The organism is Paraburkholderia sp. D1E (assembly GCF_052682275.1).
The window spans coordinates 5,914,925-5,929,989 of sequence record NZ_JBQYMB010000001.1 but is presented as its reverse complement, the minus strand read 5'-3'; the positions used below and the strand labels follow the sequence as shown (position 1 = coordinate 5,929,989).

Here is a 15,065-nt window from a genome sequence, read left to right as displayed (position 1 = left end):
TCGCTGGCTTTCGTGCACTCGCACCCGGCTAATCTCTACGCAACCCGGAGTTTGCTGTATCGGCGAATCCTGGGATCTAAATGTACGGTCACGAAGGTGCCGGTGTGAAAGGTTTCGATTCGAATCTTGCGGCCGAGGCTAAGATACGCGGTGGAACTTGGGGAACGGAGAATTGAATTGGGAGCGACGGCGAAATCGGCTCGCAGGAGCGGACGGAACGAGGTGAACAATTCGCCTGCTGCTACGCGAAGTGTTGTCATCGGCGATGACGGTCTGGCCCGGCCTCCATGGGCAGCGGTTGACGTAATGCTGCGCGCCTACTACGACACTGAATGGGGGATGCCGGTACGAGATGAAAGAGGATTGTTTGAAAGACTTTCGCTGGAGGCGTTCCAGTCAGGCCTGTCGTGGGCGACGATTCTCAGGAAGAGGGACGCATTTCGTGCCGCATTCTGCAACTTCGACCCCGACACAGTCGCGCGGTTCGACGAGCAGCACGTGCAGCGTCTTCTCACCGATTCCGGCATCATACGCAATCGCGCCAAGATACTGGCGACGATAAAAAACGCGATCGCAACGATCGAGCTGCGCCAGGACGGAGGTCTCGCCAGGTTGATCTGGTCATTTCAACCGGCGAGCACGCCTTGTCCCCGAACGATTGACGAAGTTCCCACAGTCTCCGAGGAGTCGGCCGCACTGAGCAAGGCACTTCGTAAAAAGGGTTTCTCGTTCGTCGGCCCCACGACGATGCACGCGCTGATGGAAGCTGTAGGGATTATCGACACGCATTTGCTGGACAGTCACCGTCGTGGGAGTTCCGGAGTCTGGCCGGCCGGGTGACCGGCAAAAGGTTGCTGACGGTCAGACGGAGCAAGAAGGGTATTGAATTCGGCAGATACTCTAAAAATACCCCGGATGGCAATAGCACTCCATGGAACTCATTGGAAATAAAAAACCCTCGAAGCATTGCTGCATCAAGGGTTTAAGGAATTTCCAGGAATCGGGTGGAACACTTTCTGGTGCCGGGGACCGGACTTGAACCGGCAAGCTGTTAAGCGGCGGATTTTAAGTCCGCTATGTTTACCAATTTCATCACCCCGGCAGGGGTCAGAACCGCTCGTGGACGCGAATTCTACCATTGCCCGGCGAGCGCACCAAACCTGCGCAATCCAGCCGCAGCGCACACCGCCTCCCATCCCGCAAGCACAAAAGTCAGAGTCATCCGGGAGTCACAAACCTTCCCGATAATCCGCTCACGAAAACGTTTACAACCCGAGCGGAAACCATGATCCCGACGATCAAAGATGTCGCCGCCCACGCGGGCTTTTCCATCGCCACGGTCTCTCGCGCGATCAACGCGCCGCACACCGTGAACCCGGTCACGCTCGACACAGTGCGCCAATCCATCGACGCCCTTAATTTCCGCCCCAGCCCGCTAGGGCGGCAACTGCGCGGTGAGCGCACCCGCCTCATCGGCGTGATCCTGCCAACGCTCGCCAATCCCGTCTTTGCCGAATGCCTGCAAGGTATCGACGAGCTCGCTGCGGCGCAAGGCTACCGGCTCATGCTGATGACCACCCAGTACGATGCCGACCGCGAACGCCACGCCATCGAAACACTGCGCGAACATCGTGTGGAAGGCCTGATCCTGACCGTTGCCGATGCCGACACGCATCCGCTGCTCGACGAACTCGACCGCGCCGGCCTGCTCTATGTGCTGATACATAACGACACGGTGCGGCGTCCATCGGTCTCGGTCGATAACCGCCTCGCCGCGTTCGATGGCGTGCGCATGCTGATCGCGCACGGCCATCGCCGCATCCTGATGCTCGCCGGGACGCTTGCCGCCTCGGACCGTGCCCGTCAGCGGCATCTCGGCTACGCGCAGGCGATGCAACAAGCCGGTCTTACCCCCGCGCCCCCGCTCGAAGTCGATTTCAACGCCGACGAACTGTCGCCGTCCGTGCTGGCTCATCTGACCAGCGGCCCGAACCGCCCGACTGCCCTCTTCTGCAGCAACGATCTGCTCGCCATGGTCGTGATGCGCGGCCTGCGCCGTGCGCGTCTGCAGATTCCGCACGACATGTCGATTCTCGGCTTCGACGGACTCGCGATGGGCGAACTACTATCGCCGCCGCTGGCAAGTATCTGCGCGCCGAATCGTGAGATCGGCTGCGCCGCTTGGCAGCGTTTGCTGGCTCGCGTAACCGGCACCTACGATACATCAGGTGAAACGTCGCTCACGCTGACGTTGCCGCACAGCCTGCGCGAAGGCGCCACCATCGCGGCGATTTCGAACAGCAACGAAAAGCCGCCGGCGCATGCCTCGGTATCGGTCGAGAGGCCTTTTGTATAAGCCACCACATGAGTCTTTGCATGATTCGATGCACCAACTCACTGCATCAGTCGTTTTCACAAACCGTTCGCCATGCCCCGTTGTCAGGCCGCCGTTGAATCATCCAGTTCGAACAACGCCGAACCACCCGCCCTCTTCCGCTCCAGGAGACCCGCAGTGATCCGCTCTTCAACACGCTTTACTTCATCGATCAAACCGCTCTGGCGCCGCGTCGCCCGCACCGCGGCAACCGCGCTCCCGGCTGGCATGATCGTCACCGCGGCACTCGCAGCGCTCGCGCCGCAAGCAGCCCACGCCGACGAAACCGCCATCTGCTACAACTGCCCGCCCGAATGGGCCGACTGGGCGAGCCAGATCAAGGCGATCCAGCAAAAGACCGGCATCCGCGTACCGTTCGACAACAAGAACTCCGGCCAATCGATTGCGCAATTGATGGCCGAGCAGAAGAGCCCGGTCGCGGACGTGGTGTATCTCGGCGTGTCGTCGGCCTTCCAGGCGAAGGACAAAGGCGTCATCCAGCCTTACAAGCCCGCGCATTGGGACGACATCCCCGCGAACATGAAGGACCCGCAAGGCTACTGGTTCACGATCCACTCGGGAACGCTGGGCTTTTTCGTCAACAAGGACGCGCTCGAAGGCAAACCGGTGCCGCGTTCGTGGGCCGACCTTCTTAAGCCTGAGTACAAAGGCATGATCGGTTACCTCGATCCGTCGAGCGCGTTTGTCGGCTATGCGGGCGCTGTCGCGGTGAATCAGGCGCTCGGCGGCACGCTCGATAACTTCGAGCCGGGCCTCGACTGGTTCCGCAAGCTGAAGGCCAACGCGCCGATCGTGCCGAAGCAGACCGCCTATGCGCGCGTCATGTCCGGTGAGATCCCGATCCTGCTCGACTACGACTTCGACGCCTACCGCGCGAAGTACAAGGATCACGCCAACGTCGAATTCGTGATTCCGAAGGAAGGCACGATCTCGGTACCGTACGTGATGAGTCTCGTGAAGGGCGCGCCGCATGACGCGAACGGCAAGAAAGTGCTGGATTTCGTGCTGTCGGATGAAGGCCAGAAGCTGTGGGCCGAAGCCTATCTGCGTCCGGTGCGCGCGAATGCGATGAGCCCGGAAACCGCCGCTAAATTCCTGCCCGCAAGCGATTATGCCCGCGCCAAGCCAGTCGACTTCGGCAAAATGGCCGAGAAGCAGTCGAGCTTCGGCGAGCGTTATCTACAGGTGATGCATTGAACGACGTCACGTTCCCGCTGCGCTGGCGCATCGCATTGATCGCGCCGGCGCTGGTGGTTTTCATCGCGTTCTGGCTGCTGCCAATGGGGGCGCTCGCGCAAATCAGCGGCGACGGCCACGCGTTCGCAACCTATCGCGCGATGCTGACGAATCCGCGCTACATGTCGAGCCTCGGCGCGACCATCGTGTTGTCCGCCGCGGTCACGGCGACGACGTTGGTGCTCTCGGTGATCGCCGGTTTACTGCTGGCGCGCCGTGAGTTTCCGCTCAAGCGCACGCTGCTCGCCCTGCTGACGTTTCCGTTGGCATTCCCAGGCGTCGTGGTCGGCTTCATGGTGATCATGCTGGCCGGACGCCAGGGTCTGATCGGCGCATTGTCGTTAAAACTCACCGGTGAGCGCTGGGTGTTCGCTTACTCGATGAGCGGCCTCTTTCTCGGCTACCTGTACTTCTCGATTCCTCGCGTGATCGTCACGGTGATGGCATCGGCGACCAAGCTTGATGCCTCGCTCGAAGAAGCCGCGCGCTCGCTCGGCGCATCGCCGTGGCGTATCACGCGCGACATCGTCCTACCCGCGTTGTCGCCAGGTTTGATCGCGGCGGGCGCGGTGTGTTTCGCGACCGCGATGGGCGCCTTCGGCACCGCCTTCACACTGGCCACCGACATCGATGTGTTGCCGATGACCATCTATACCGAGTTCACGTTGAACGCGAACATGGTGACGGCAGCGGGCCTGTCCATTGTGCTCGGCATCGTCACATGGGCCGTGCTGGCGTTCGCTCGCAGCGTGAGCGGCTCGGCTGTCGCGGCAAGCGCATGAGCGGTGTTTCCAAACCCGATGACAAGACTTCGATGAATTCCATTAGCGCTCCAAGCCGGCCGGCCACCAGGCCGCGCGCGCGGCAAATCAGGTTTCCCGCCTCACGCACTTGGCTGGCAGCCGGTCAGTGGTTCGTTACGCTGCTGCTGTGCGCGTTTCTGATCGTGCCGGTCGTGATGTCGATCATGGCCGGGCTCACAGTCAACTACTTCAAAGGCGTATCGAGCGGACTCACATTGCGCTGGCTTGGCGAAGTGTGGACCCAGTATCACGACTCGGTGTTTCTCTCGCTCGAAGTGGCGGCGGCGACATTGTTCATTACGCTGCTGACCGGAGTGCCCGCCGGGTACGTGCTCGCGCGCAGCAAGACGCGGCTCTCGCGCATCATCGAAGAATTTCTGGTGCTGCCGATCGCCCTGCCCGGCCTCGCTTCCGCGCTCGCGCTACTGGTGGTCTACGGCGGCTTCACGATGTTTCGCATGAGCGTCGCGTTTATCGTTGTCGGGCATGTGGTGTTCACACTGCCGTTCATGGTTCGCGCGGTCGCAGCGGTGTGCGCGAGCAGCGATCTGCGCACGCTCGAGGAAGGCGCGGCGAGCCTCGGTGCGAGCTTCCTTCAACGTTTCATAACGGTCGTGCTGCCGAATGCACGCCCAGGAATCGTCGCCGGTGCGCTGGCGGTACTCACGCTCTCGATCGGCGAATTCAACCTGACGTGGATGCTGCACACGCCCGACACCAAGACGCTGCCGGTCGGTCTCGCCGACACCTATGCGTCGTTACGCATCGAGATCGGCAGCGCCTACACGATTCTGTTTTTCATCATGACGATGCCGCTACTCGTCGCAATGCAATGGCTCGGCGTCGATGCGACCGGCCAGCGCAGTGCGGGGAAAAAACGCATTGCCGCCGCCCGTTCAAAGCCAATACCAACGTCCACGCCATGAAACTCGACTCCGTTCCCATCACGCTCACGCAATGCGCGAAAACGTTTCGTGGCACGCGCGTACTCGAACCGCTCGATCTGCGCATCGGCGCCGGTGAGACGCTGGTGCTGCTCGGCCCGTCCGGTTGCGGCAAGACCACCACGCTGCGTATGATCGCGGGTCTCGAGACACCCGACGCAGGCGGCTGCATCGCGTTCGGCGACGAAGACGTCACCACGCTGCCGATCGAAAAACGCCAGGTCGGCATGGTGTTCCAGAGCTACGCGCTGTTTCCGAACCTGACCGTACGCGGCAACATCGGCTACGGGCTGAGGATCAAACGCGTACCGGCGAACGCTGTACGGCAACGCGTCGATGAACTGCTCGCGATGATGCGTCTCACCGCGCACGCGGACAAATCCATCGATCAGCTTTCGGGTGGCCAGCGTCAGCGCGTTGCCTTGGCGCGCGCGCTCGCCGTGCAACCTCGCGTGCTGCTGCTCGACGAACCGTTGACCGCCCTCGATGCACGTTTGCGCGACACCTTGCGCAGCGAAATGAATACGCTGCTGCGCGACTTGGGCATCACGACCGTCTACGTGACGCACGATCAGGCCGAGGCGATGGAGTTGGGCGACCGCATCGTCGTGATGAGTGCGGGGCGTATCGAACAGATCGGCTCGCCACGCGACATTTACTACCGGCCGGCGAATCGCACGGTTGCGCAATTCGTCGGCACGATCAACCGGCTGGCAGGCGAGCGGCGCGATGGCCTGCTGACGACGACTGGCGGTGCTGTACCGCTGCCCTCAGGTCCCGCCCACGCCAGCGCGGCACACGAAATTTTCTTCCGCCCTGAAGACGCGTATCTTGCCGACCCGGCCAGCGCCCAGTTGCGCGGCAATATCGAAAGCACGGCGTTTCTCGGCGAGCGCACCCGGCTGACGATCGGTGGCGCCGCGCCGGATGCTTTGCTGATCGACGTGGCGGGTCGGGTAGAACTCGCGCGCGGCACACCGGTCGGGATTTCGATCGCGCAGGACGCGCTGATTGCGCTATCGTAACGAGGCAGCGCGGTGTTTTTAGCGCGCCATAAAAAGGATATCCCCATGCTGCTGGCTCAAATTAGCGACCTGCATATCAAACGACCCGGCGCGCTGGCTTACCGCCGCGTCGACACCGGCGCCTATCTCGCGCGCACCATCGCCGCGCTCAATGCGCTGGAGCCGCGTCCCGATGCAGTGATCATGACCGGCGACCTCGTCGATCAGGGCGATCCGGAACAGTACGAGCACCTCAAGACCCTGCTCGCGCCGCTCGAGATCCCCTACTTCCTGCTGGTGGGCAATCATGACGAACGGACCGCGTTGCGCGCGGCGTTTCCCGATCGCAACGAATTGCGCAGTGGCGACGAGTTCGTGCAATACGCGGTCGACGTCGGACCGCTGCGCGTAATCGCGCTCGATTCGATGGTGCCGGGGCAAAGCGCCGGCAATCTGTGCGATGTGCGTTTAGCGTGGCTCGCGGCGCAACTCGATGCGGCACAAGGCAGGCCCACGGTGATTGCGTTGCATCATCCACCGTTCGTCTGCGGTATCGGGCATATGGATGAATTGCGGCTCGATCCCGCGGCCGCCGACAAGCTCGCCGCGTTGATCGCGCGTTATCCAAACGTCGAACGGGTGATCTGCGGCCATGTGCATCGGCCGATGTTCGTGCGTTTTGGCGGCACGATTGCGTCGGCGGTGCCGGCGCCCGCGCATCAGGTCAGGCTCGACTTGCGCGACGATGCGCCATCCGCGTTCGTGATGGAGCCGCCTGCGTATGCACTGCATCGCTACGATCCGCCGACGGGCATCGTCACGCATCATGCGTATGTTGATAAAGCCGATGGGCCGTATCCGTTTTACGAGCCCAAGGGTGACCTGATCGATTGAGCGTGCCGCCAGTTCAGGCGGCGACGAAAGTTTGCTGTACGCGCCGGGACAGCCTGAAATACGGTATTCCGAGCGCGGCGGCAACAACGGCCTGAACAAAGCCATCGAATGGAATGGCAATGTCGATGCCAATGGCGTGGGTCATATGATCGCCGAGCAGATAGGCGCCGGTGCGCATTACTACGATGGCCAGCAGCCACGCCTGCACCTGTGCGGGAAAGCGTGCCGATTTGCGCCGCACGAGCAGCGCCAGCCAGCCTGCGCCGGCTACGATGAACGCCCCGATGAGCACGTCGCAGCCGACCATGGCGATCACGGTGCGATACCAGCCATGCGTTTCGGGGCGCACGAATACTGCCAGGAGTTCCCATTCGAGCATCAGCTTCAACGGATCGCGCAGCGTGATCGCGGTTGAAAGCGCCCATGCGGCAAGGCAGATCAGGGCCAGCAGCAAGCAACCGCCAACGGCCCGCGGTGCGGGCTGTGTCGTTGTGTTCATCTTTTCGTACCCATTCACCGAGATCACGGTTGCGTGAACGTATTTTTTACGCGCCGGGACCACTGAAAGTATGGAATCCAGATCAAGGCATAAGTGAGTGGCTCAGTCCACAGATCGACCGATGGGGATTTTCTTGGAACCAGCCCATGCTCCATGGCCATGTACTCGCAAAGGCCGATCAGAGCGCCGAACACGGTACAGGCGAACAACGAGATTTTCATCCACTTTGGAAAGCGCCTGGAACGCCGGTATGACAGCGACAGCAGCCAGACGATGAACGTCGCCATTACGAAAGCGGAGAACAGTATCAACCCGATCGGCACTAGCGCGACGCCACCACAACCGTCGCAACTGGCGCTACATTCGGCGATGATTTTCTTCAACGGTCCGTACAGATCGCTGGGCAGCGACGCAAGCGTCAGGAGCAATCCACTCAGCGGCAGCAGCAGCCAGCCACCGATGCCCTTCGGTTCAAGTTTCGTTTTAGTTTTCATGAAGTCGTTCACGTCATAGTTTTGATTGCGCCTGTTGCGGCGCGTACCGATTCTACGAACGAAAACCGAACGACCATCTCATTTTTCCTGCACGGCATTCAAAACTGCCTCCGCTTCTCTGTAGCGCGGGGCTTGGCCCACCTTGCCTTTCCGTCCACGCAGTACTGCAGAGGTGCATCAGCGGCCGTCAGCACGATCCTTCCTGCTCCGGTATGATCGGCACGCTTGAGGACCGCGCATGGGCCGGTCCAACGATCGTCCCCTCTCATGTCCACTTCCGACGCTTCCACTCCCGCTTCCGCCGACCGGTCATTGCGCGGGCTGCTGCTCCTGCTCGCGACGATTGCCGGCGTGGCAGTCGCCAACATCTACTACAACCAGCCGCTGCTCGACAATTTCCGGCAGTCGTTTCCGAACAGCGCGTCGTGGGTCGGCGCGGTGCCGGCCGTGACCCAACTCGGCTACGCAGCCGGGATGCTGTTGTTGGCGCCGCTCGGCGATCGCTTCGATCGACGCCGCCTGATCCTGTTGCAGATCGTGGGCATGTGTATCGCGCTGGTGGTCGCGTCCGCGGCGCCGACGCTGTCGGTGCTGATTATCGCGAGCCTCGCGATCGGCATACTCGCCACCATCGCGCAGCAGGCCGTGCCGTTCGCGGCCGAACTCGCGCCGCCAACGGAGCGTGGCCATGCCGTTGGCATGGTGATGAGTGGACTGTTGCTCGGAATTTTGCTGGCACGGACCGCGGCGGGCATTGTCGCGGAGTATTTCGGCTGGCGTGCGGTGTTCGGCGCTTCGGTCGTCGCGCTGCTGGTGCTGGCGGTGGTGATCATCATGCGTCTACCGAAGAGCAAGCCGACGTCAACATTGCCGTACGGCAAGCTGCTGGTCTCGATGTGGCACCTGGTGGTCGAGCATCGCGCGCTCCGTGAAGCGTCCTTGACCGGCGCGGCAATGTTTGCGGCGTTCAGCATTTTCTGGTCCGTGCTGGCGTTATTGCTGGCCGGCGCACCGTTTCATCTAGGGCCGCAGGCGGCCGGCTTATTCGGGATCGTCGGTGCAGCGGGGGCGATGGCCGCGCCGCTCGCCGGCAAGTTTTCCGATCGACGCGGGCCGCGGGCGATTATCACGGTATCAATTGTGCTGGTGGCGATTTCGTTTGTTGTTTTTGCCTTGTCGGCCAGGAGCATTGCCGGATTGGTGATTGGCGTGATCATCCTCGATATCGGCGTGCAGGCGGCACAGATTTCCAATCAATCACGGATTTATGCGCTCAAGCCTGAAGCGCGGAGCCGCGTGAATACGGTCTACATGGTGGCGTATTTTATTGGCGGAGCTGTCGGGTCGGGGGTCGGCGCTGTGGTTTGGCCGGCCTTTGGGTGGATGGGGGTTAGCGTTGCTGGGGTTGTTTTTGCCGGGCTGGCGGCCTGGAATCATTTGAGGCTTCCAGCCGGGGTTAGAGGTTAGGGGTTTTGCCTGCTCGGCGCTTGTTTTTCTGGTTGTCTGTGGCGTTGGGCCTTCCTTGATTTTTGGTTGCCTGCGCGGTGCTTGTTTGTCTGTGTTTTTATGGTGTTGGCCTTTCCTTGTTTTCTTAGTGGTTTATTAGCGTCGCCCCTGTGCGGGGCAGGCACCTACTTTTCTTTGCCTGCTGCAAAGAAAAGTAGGCAAAAGAAAGCAGCTCAAACCGCTAGCTCTTAAGTGGATCCCCTGCGCAGCCACGGTAGTGGTACATCTGGAATCCGTGTCCACGCGCATTCAGCCTTAGTGACAAAGCACTCATCAGCTCCCACTCCGCACTGCGTGCGTCGCGGATGGGTCTGCATGGGAAACCAGGGGCTTCGTTTGGGCGCGATGGGGGCCATCGACTTCGCTTCGCCTCGCCTCGCCTTGGCAAGACGCCAAATGCGCAAGTACCGCAGCGCTCTGCAGGTATCGCTACTTCACTCCGACCGACCAGCAAGCCGTCCCAGTCGGAACTTTTCATAGTTTGTACTTCGAATAAAGCATCGATGCTTTATTCGAAGTACCGAAGTACCGAAGTACCGAAGTACCGAAGTACCGAAGTACCGAAGTACCGAAGTACCGATGTACCGATGTACCGAAGCACTGAAGTAGCGAAGCGGCGAAGCGATAAGCACGATACCGGCTGAATCACTGAGGCGAATGAGTTGTGAGCGCGAAAACACAGCGCGCGGGTTTATGAAGTGCGCTTCGGCGCGCGCAGCGCTGCCGGAAGTATGACGGCCTTGTCACTGATGCCGAATTGTGCGAGAACACGGATTCCAGATGCTCCACTGTCCCTTCCAAGCCAGGGGACCCGCTTATGAGCTAGCGGTTTGAGCTGCTTTCTTTTGCCTACTTTTCTTTGCGGCAGGCAAAGAAAAGCAACCGTATTGGAAGTCAAGCGACAGGCTGTTTCCGGGTGCTGGATTCTCAGTGCGGTTCGCCAGTCCGTACAGGCGAGCGCAGACCACGCGAGTGATCGCGTTCAGGCACAGCATCCGGGCAAAGCTATACCGCCGGTCAATTCATCGATGCGTTCCAGTGTGTGGCGTTGTGGACCATGGCGTTGAGCGTCACGATGAGCTTGCGAATGCACGCGGTCATGGCCACCTTGAATGGTTTGCCGGCCTTGCGCAGACGGTCATAGAAGGCTCTGATCACCGGATTGAAGCGCAGCGCAGGTATGCAGGCCATGTAAAGCGCGCGACGCACGATGGCGCGACCGCCCTGAATGCGACGCTTGCCGATGTGCTTGCCGCTGTCGCAATTGAACGGCGCGACACCGGTGAGTGCGGCAATTTCGCGACGGTTCAGCGAGCCGAGCTGGGGCATGAATGCAATCAGCGTGGCCGCGGCACCGGGGCCGATCCCGGGCACGGAGCGCAGCAGATCCTCCTTCTGACGCCAGGCGGGCGAAGAGCGCATGAACGAATCGATGTCCTTGTCCGCGACGGTGAGCTGCCGTTTGAGCCATTTGATGTGGTCGTTCAGGCTTTCCTTAGCTGCGGCGTGGGCGCGCTCCAGGCGGGCTTTTTCCGCCACCAGCATGTCGATAAGCTGGGCGCGGCGCAACAGCAGCGCCTGCAACTGCTCGGTCTGCACATCGTTCAACGGACGCACGACGGGTTTGATGACGGCGCCGAAATGGGCGATGGCGAACGCGTCGATGCGATCGGTCTTGGCGCGTCGGCCTGTGGCACGCGCGAAATCCCGAACCTGTCGGGGATTGACTGCGACAGCGGGCAGACCGGCCTCGCAGAGTGCCCTGAGCACAGCGAGTTCGAGCTTGCCGGTGGCCTCCATGACGATCAGTGTGGGGCTCAGCGCCATCAGACGCTGGACCAGCTGGTCGATGGCGGCGGTTTCATTGTCGACACTGAAATGTTCGGTAGTGTCGTGGATGGCAACGTCGAGGGTGCTACCACTGACGTCGATGCCGATATAAACGGAAGAGGAAGTCTGGTTCATCACGGTACCCATACTTGCAGGAAAATACGAGCTCGAGGCTCAGTCAACTGTTCGGGTTACGAGGATAAAAAGGACAGTCGCTCAGGCTTTTCTGCGGGCTCGAGGCACTGTAGGCAGACGAGCTGACTGTCCGTGTGGCGACAACTGATCGGGTCGACGCCACAGGAGGGAATATACAAGTAGGTGTGTAGTGGTTCAATGAACCTGGACACCTCTAAAGGGGATAATTCTCCAACTGAGGTGAGAAATGAGCAGACGGAACATTCCTGAAGAATTCAAGGCAGAAGCAGTCCAGCTGGTGGTCAGCAAGGGCTATTCGTACTCGCAGGCCTGCGAAGCGCTGGGCGTTGGCGATACGGCGTTGCGTCGCTGGGTCGCGCGGTGGCGAGAGGAGCAGGCCAAACCGCCGCGCACAGCGATAGAGATCGAGACCGACGCGCGTCGCATTCGCGAGCTCGAGGCGAAGGTCGCTGATCTCGAGAGGGAACGCGACATTCTAAAAAAGTCTACGGCCTTCTTCGTCAAGGAAATGGATCGCTTCTCGAAGTGATCCATTCACTGAAGAAGGCCTGGCCTGTGAGGGTGATGTGTGAGGTGATGAAAGTGGCGCGCAGCAGCTATTACGCGTTCGCGGGGCGCCCGTCGGCTAGCCCAACGCCCTGCCCGCAGATGGCCGCTGCACGTGAAATTCATCGCGAAACCCGCTGCAGCTATGGCAGCCGCAGGATGTCGGATGAGCTTCAAAGGCGCGGTCACAAGGTGGGGCGTTATCGTGCCCGCACGTTGATGCAGCGCGCGCAACTGGTGGTCACCAGAAAGCGCACGCATCGCTATCAGAAGAGCAATGGCGAGGCGCTGGTGGCGCCGAATCTGCTGGCGCGTAACTTCGAGCCGCCGTCCATCAACCAGGTGTGGGCAGGAGATATAACTTATGTGAGAACGCTTCAGGGCTGGTCGTATCTGGCCATCGTGATGGACCTGTATTCGCGCCGCATCGTCGGCTGGGCGTTTGCACTGCTGCCTGATACAGCACTGGTCATCAGGGCTTTGCAGCAGGCGCGCGACCAGCGACGTCCGCCGCCGGGGCTGATGTTCCACTCGGACCAGGGATGCCAGTACACCAGCGCGCACTTCGTGAACGAACTGAAGGCAAACGGCATCGTTCAGAGCATGAGTAGAAAGGGGAATTGCTGGGATACTCAGTCTAAGATCGCTTCTGAATGTCGGACCGATCTGACCCGTGCTGGGATTGGCCAAGCTGCCTTTGCGTTGACCTGTCGATCGGATTCCGGCGTTCCCCGAGCGTTGCCGGGCTCACCGTCTGTGACCTGATAGGAGCTTTGTTCTGCACCGTGAGTGTCCTGTCCTGCGAGTGGGGTTGGCGATGCGCCCACTACAACGGATATACGCATGGAACAAAACGAAGTGATTCTGGGTGTTGACACGCATCTGGATAAGCATGTCGGGGCTGTGATCAGCGATACAGGCAGGCTTCTCGGAACGCTATCGGTATCGACCGACACAGCAGGCTATTTCGAGCTGCTGACCTGGGCAAATTCGTTCGGCCAACTACGGCGCGCCGGCGTTGAAGGGACTGGAACCTACGGAGCGGGATTGACCCGCGTGCTTCGCGATCATGAGATTGAGGTGTTTGAAGTCAATCGTCCCGATCGCGCGATGCGCCGATCTAAAGGGAAGTCCGATCCCACCGATGCCGAGAACGCGGCGCGCGCAGTCCTCGCCGGAAAGGCTACGGCTATCCCGAAGGAGCAATCCGGCGCCGCGGAGGCAATGCGCGCCGTCTCCGTTGCGAGACGCAGTGCAGTCAAGGCAAAGACGCAGGCTATCAATCAGTTACGGGCCTTGCTCGTGAGCGCTCCCCAGGAAATCCGTGAGCGTCTTCTGAAAGCGAAGACTGCAGAGTGCGTTGAAGGTTGCGCCCGTCTTCGCTCGTTGGGCAAAACGCCAATGTTGCAAACGCTCACGACCACACTGCGTTTGCTGGCGAAGCGTTGGCTGACGCTGGCAGAGGAGATCAAAGCACTCGACACCATGCTTGACAGCCTGACCAGCCAGCATGCCAGGCGACTTCGCGAACGATTCGGCGTCGGCCCGCAGACCGCTGCAGTATTGGTTGCTGTGGCGGGCGACAATCCCGAACGCTTGAAAAGTGAAGCGGCGCTGGCGGCACTCTGTGGCACAAGTCCATTGCAGGCGTCGTCCGGCAAGACGGTCCGGCATCGTTTGAACAGGGGCGGTGACCGGTCTGCGAACAACGCCCTATGGACCATTGCGATGGTTCGGATGCGCAGTGATCCACGTACCCGGACCTACGTCGATCGTCGGACAAAGGAAGGCATGTCGCACAAGGAAATCCACCGCTGCCTGAAACGCTATATCGTCCGGGAGCTGTACCCGCTCATTCTGGCTGATCTGGCCGATTCGACGCCTGTTGCTTGACATAGGAGCGTCAACGCGCCGGTGGAGCGTTTCTTCAGAAGCCTGAAAAGCGAATGGATCGACGAGAAAGGGTACCCCGATCACGCGCACGCCGAACACGACATCGGGGCCTACATCGACGACTTTTATAACTACCGTCGCATCCATTCGGCAGCAGGCGGTCAGCCGCCGGCACGATGCGAAGCTTCACTTTTTTAAATATTCCCCTCTCCGGGTGTCCATGTTTACTTGACCACTACAGTGCCTGCCCCGCACAGGGGCGACGCTAATAGACCACTAAGAAAACAAGGAAAGGCCAACGCAATAAAAACACAGACAAACAAGCACCGCGCAAGCAACCTAATCAAGAAAAAGCCAACGCCGTAGGCAAACAGACAAAAGACGAAAGACAAAAAAACGAACAAACAAAAACAAACCCCTACCCCCCAGCGCCCCGCGCAAACGCATACTCATGCAGCGCATCAATAACCCGATCAAACTCAAACGACTTATCGTAAAAGTGCCGAACCCCATACTGTTCACAGCGCTCCCGATAAGCCGGCAACGCATGATTCGTCAGCACTGCAGCAAAAATCGAATCAATCATGCCCTCGCGCTGCAAATACGCAAGTACAGGCACCCCTGACCCCTGCTTCAACTGCAAGTCCACAATCACCGCATCAAACGTCTCGTCGCTCAACAAAGCAATCGCCTGATCGGAGGAATCCGCATACGCGGCCACCTGCAGCAAACCGGACGCGTCGATCGCTTCGACCAGGCTCCTGCGGATCAGCGGCGAATCCTCGATCAGCAGCACGCGCAACGGTGCGCGACTGGCTGGTTCAACAGTGTTCGATTCGCTGTTCATCGGTGTATCTCGATCGTC

General features: G+C 60.4%; 15 protein-coding genes, 1 tRNA gene and 1 pseudogene. 12 read left to right on the top strand and 5 right to left on the bottom strand.

Annotation, left to right across the window (positions count from 1 at the left end; all coding sequences use genetic code 11):
* Nucleotides 1-222: 222 nt before the first annotated feature.
* Complete coding sequence (locus ACUN0E_RS26740; RefSeq protein ID WP_445568465.1) at nt 223-840, top strand: DNA-3-methyladenine glycosylase I; 618 nt, start codon at nt 223-225, stop codon at nt 838-840.
* A 177-nt stretch (nt 841-1,017) separates the two neighbouring features.
* On the opposite strand, the gene ACUN0E_RS26735 is transcribed toward ACUN0E_RS26740, so the two are convergent.
* Nucleotides 1,018-1,102 (bottom strand) — tRNA-Leu (locus tag ACUN0E_RS26735).
* 183 nt (nt 1,103-1,285) lie between these two features.
* Between ACUN0E_RS26735 and ACUN0E_RS26730 the strand changes: the two genes are divergently transcribed.
* From ACUN0E_RS26730 to ACUN0E_RS26705, 6 genes are all read left to right on the top strand, one after another.
* Nucleotides 1,286-2,356, top strand: a complete 1,071-nt coding sequence (locus ACUN0E_RS26730) for a substrate-binding domain-containing protein (protein ID WP_445568464.1) — start codon at nt 1,286-1,288, stop codon at nt 2,354-2,356.
* Between the two features lie 156 nt (nt 2,357-2,512).
* Nucleotides 2,513-3,592 carry an ABC transporter substrate-binding protein gene (locus ACUN0E_RS26725; protein ID WP_445568463.1) on the top strand — a complete coding sequence of 360 codons (1,080 nt, stop codon included), beginning with the start codon at nt 2,513-2,515 and terminating at the stop codon, nt 3,590-3,592.
* Complete coding sequence (locus tag ACUN0E_RS26720) at nt 3,589-4,413, top strand: ABC transporter permease (protein WP_408391611.1); 825 nt, start codon at nt 3,589-3,591, stop codon at nt 4,411-4,413. The genes ACUN0E_RS26725 and ACUN0E_RS26720 overlap by 4 nt, the downstream gene beginning before the upstream one ends.
* A gap of 32 nt (nt 4,414-4,445) precedes the next feature.
* Nucleotides 4,446-5,360 carry an ABC transporter permease gene (locus tag ACUN0E_RS26715; RefSeq protein ID WP_445568462.1) on the top strand — a complete coding sequence of 305 codons (915 nt, stop codon included), beginning with the start codon at nt 4,446-4,448 and terminating at the stop codon, nt 5,358-5,360.
* A complete protein-coding gene (locus ACUN0E_RS26710) occupies nt 5,357-6,403 on the top strand; it encodes an ABC transporter ATP-binding protein (RefSeq protein ID WP_408391607.1) in 1,047 nt (348 codons plus the stop codon). Before ACUN0E_RS26715 ends, ACUN0E_RS26710 begins: the two co-directional genes overlap by 4 nt.
* Nucleotides 6,404-6,448: 45 nt before the next feature.
* A complete protein-coding gene (locus tag ACUN0E_RS26705) occupies nt 6,449-7,276 on the top strand; it encodes a phosphodiesterase (protein ID WP_445568461.1) in 828 nt (275 codons plus the stop codon).
* Nucleotides 7,277-7,289: 13 nt separating this feature from the next.
* Here the strand turns inward: ACUN0E_RS26705 and ACUN0E_RS26700 are convergent, their stop codons facing one another.
* Together ACUN0E_RS26700 and ACUN0E_RS26695 are read right to left on the bottom strand one after the other, a co-directional pair.
* Complete coding sequence (locus tag ACUN0E_RS26700; protein WP_445568460.1) at nt 7,290-7,775, bottom strand: DUF2569 domain-containing protein; 486 nt, start codon at nt 7,773-7,775, stop codon at nt 7,290-7,292.
* A 23-nt stretch (nt 7,776-7,798) separates the two neighbouring features.
* Nucleotides 7,799-8,269, bottom strand: a complete 471-nt coding sequence (locus tag ACUN0E_RS26695) for a DUF2569 family protein (RefSeq protein WP_445568459.1) — start codon at nt 8,267-8,269, stop codon at nt 7,799-7,801.
* A 267-nt stretch (nt 8,270-8,536) separates the two neighbouring features.
* Between ACUN0E_RS26695 and ACUN0E_RS26690 the strand changes: the two genes are divergently transcribed.
* Complete coding sequence (locus ACUN0E_RS26690; protein ID WP_445568458.1) at nt 8,537-9,736, top strand: MFS transporter; 1,200 nt, start codon at nt 8,537-8,539, stop codon at nt 9,734-9,736.
* 1,056 nt (nt 9,737-10,792) lie between these two features.
* Here the strand turns inward: ACUN0E_RS26690 and ACUN0E_RS26685 are convergent.
* Nucleotides 10,793-11,740, bottom strand: coding sequence for an IS110 family transposase (locus ACUN0E_RS26685; protein WP_445568457.1), 948 nt, complete (start codon nt 11,738-11,740; stop codon nt 10,793-10,795).
* A gap of 247 nt (nt 11,741-11,987) precedes the next feature.
* Here ACUN0E_RS26685 and ACUN0E_RS26680 point away from each other — a divergent pair, with 247 nt between their 5' ends.
* The 4 genes and pseudogenes from ACUN0E_RS26680 to ACUN0E_RS26665 all read left to right on the top strand — a co-directional run.
* A complete protein-coding gene (locus ACUN0E_RS26680; protein WP_256456800.1) occupies nt 11,988-12,290 on the top strand; it encodes a transposase in 303 nt (100 codons plus the stop codon).
* Nucleotides 12,287-13,072, top strand: a complete 786-nt coding sequence (locus ACUN0E_RS26675) for an IS3 family transposase (protein ID WP_445568078.1) — start codon at nt 12,287-12,289, stop codon at nt 13,070-13,072. The genes ACUN0E_RS26680 and ACUN0E_RS26675 overlap by 4 nt, the downstream gene beginning before the upstream one ends.
* A 78-nt stretch (nt 13,073-13,150) precedes the next feature.
* Nucleotides 13,151-14,200, top strand: coding sequence for an IS110 family transposase (locus ACUN0E_RS26670; RefSeq protein WP_408341249.1), 1,050 nt, complete (start codon nt 13,151-13,153; stop codon nt 14,198-14,200).
* 12 nt (nt 14,201-14,212) lie between these two features.
* A pseudogene (locus ACUN0E_RS26665) lies at nt 14,213-14,398 on the top strand (integrase core domain-containing protein); the annotation flags it as partial.
* Nucleotides 14,399-14,618: 220 nt separating this feature from the next.
* Here the strand turns inward: ACUN0E_RS26665 and ACUN0E_RS26660 are convergent.
* A complete protein-coding gene (locus ACUN0E_RS26660) occupies nt 14,619-15,047 on the bottom strand; it encodes a response regulator (RefSeq protein ID WP_408228993.1) in 429 nt (142 codons plus the stop codon).
* Between the last annotated feature and the right edge of the window lie 18 nt (nt 15,048-15,065).

Excerpts from the sequence above, each read along its gene's own strand:
- ACUN0E_RS26730 (WP_445568464.1), top strand. The coding sequence starts at position 1,286 with ATGATCCCGACGATCAAAGATGTCGCCGCCCACGCGGGCTTTTCCATC.
- ACUN0E_RS26715 (WP_445568462.1), top strand. The coding sequence starts at position 4,446 with ATGAATTCCATTAGCGCTCCAAGCCGGCCGGCCACCAGGCCGCGCGCG.
- ACUN0E_RS26710 (WP_408391607.1), top strand. The coding sequence starts at position 5,357 with ATGAAACTCGACTCCGTTCCCATCACGCTCACGCAATGCGCGAAAACG.
- ACUN0E_RS26705 (WP_445568461.1), top strand. The coding sequence starts at position 6,449 with ATGCTGCTGGCTCAAATTAGCGACCTGCATATCAAACGACCCGGCGCG.
- ACUN0E_RS26700 (WP_445568460.1), bottom strand. The coding sequence starts at position 7,775 with ATGAACACAACGACACAGCCCGCACCGCGGGCCGTTGGCGGTTGCTTG.
- ACUN0E_RS26695 (WP_445568459.1), bottom strand. The coding sequence starts at position 8,269 with ATGAAAACTAAAACGAAACTTGAACCGAAGGGCATCGGTGGCTGGCTG.
- ACUN0E_RS26690 (WP_445568458.1), top strand. The coding sequence starts at position 8,537 with ATGTCCACTTCCGACGCTTCCACTCCCGCTTCCGCCGACCGGTCATTG.
- ACUN0E_RS26685 (WP_445568457.1), bottom strand. The coding sequence starts at position 11,740 with ATGAACCAGACTTCCTCTTCCGTTTATATCGGCATCGACGTCAGTGGT.
- ACUN0E_RS26680 (WP_256456800.1), top strand. The coding sequence starts at position 11,988 with ATGAGCAGACGGAACATTCCTGAAGAATTCAAGGCAGAAGCAGTCCAG.
- ACUN0E_RS26670 (WP_408341249.1), top strand. The coding sequence starts at position 13,151 with ATGGAACAAAACGAAGTGATTCTGGGTGTTGACACGCATCTGGATAAG.
- ACUN0E_RS26660 (WP_408228993.1), bottom strand. The coding sequence starts at position 15,047 with ATGAACAGCGAATCGAACACTGTTGAACCAGCCAGTCGCGCACCGTTG.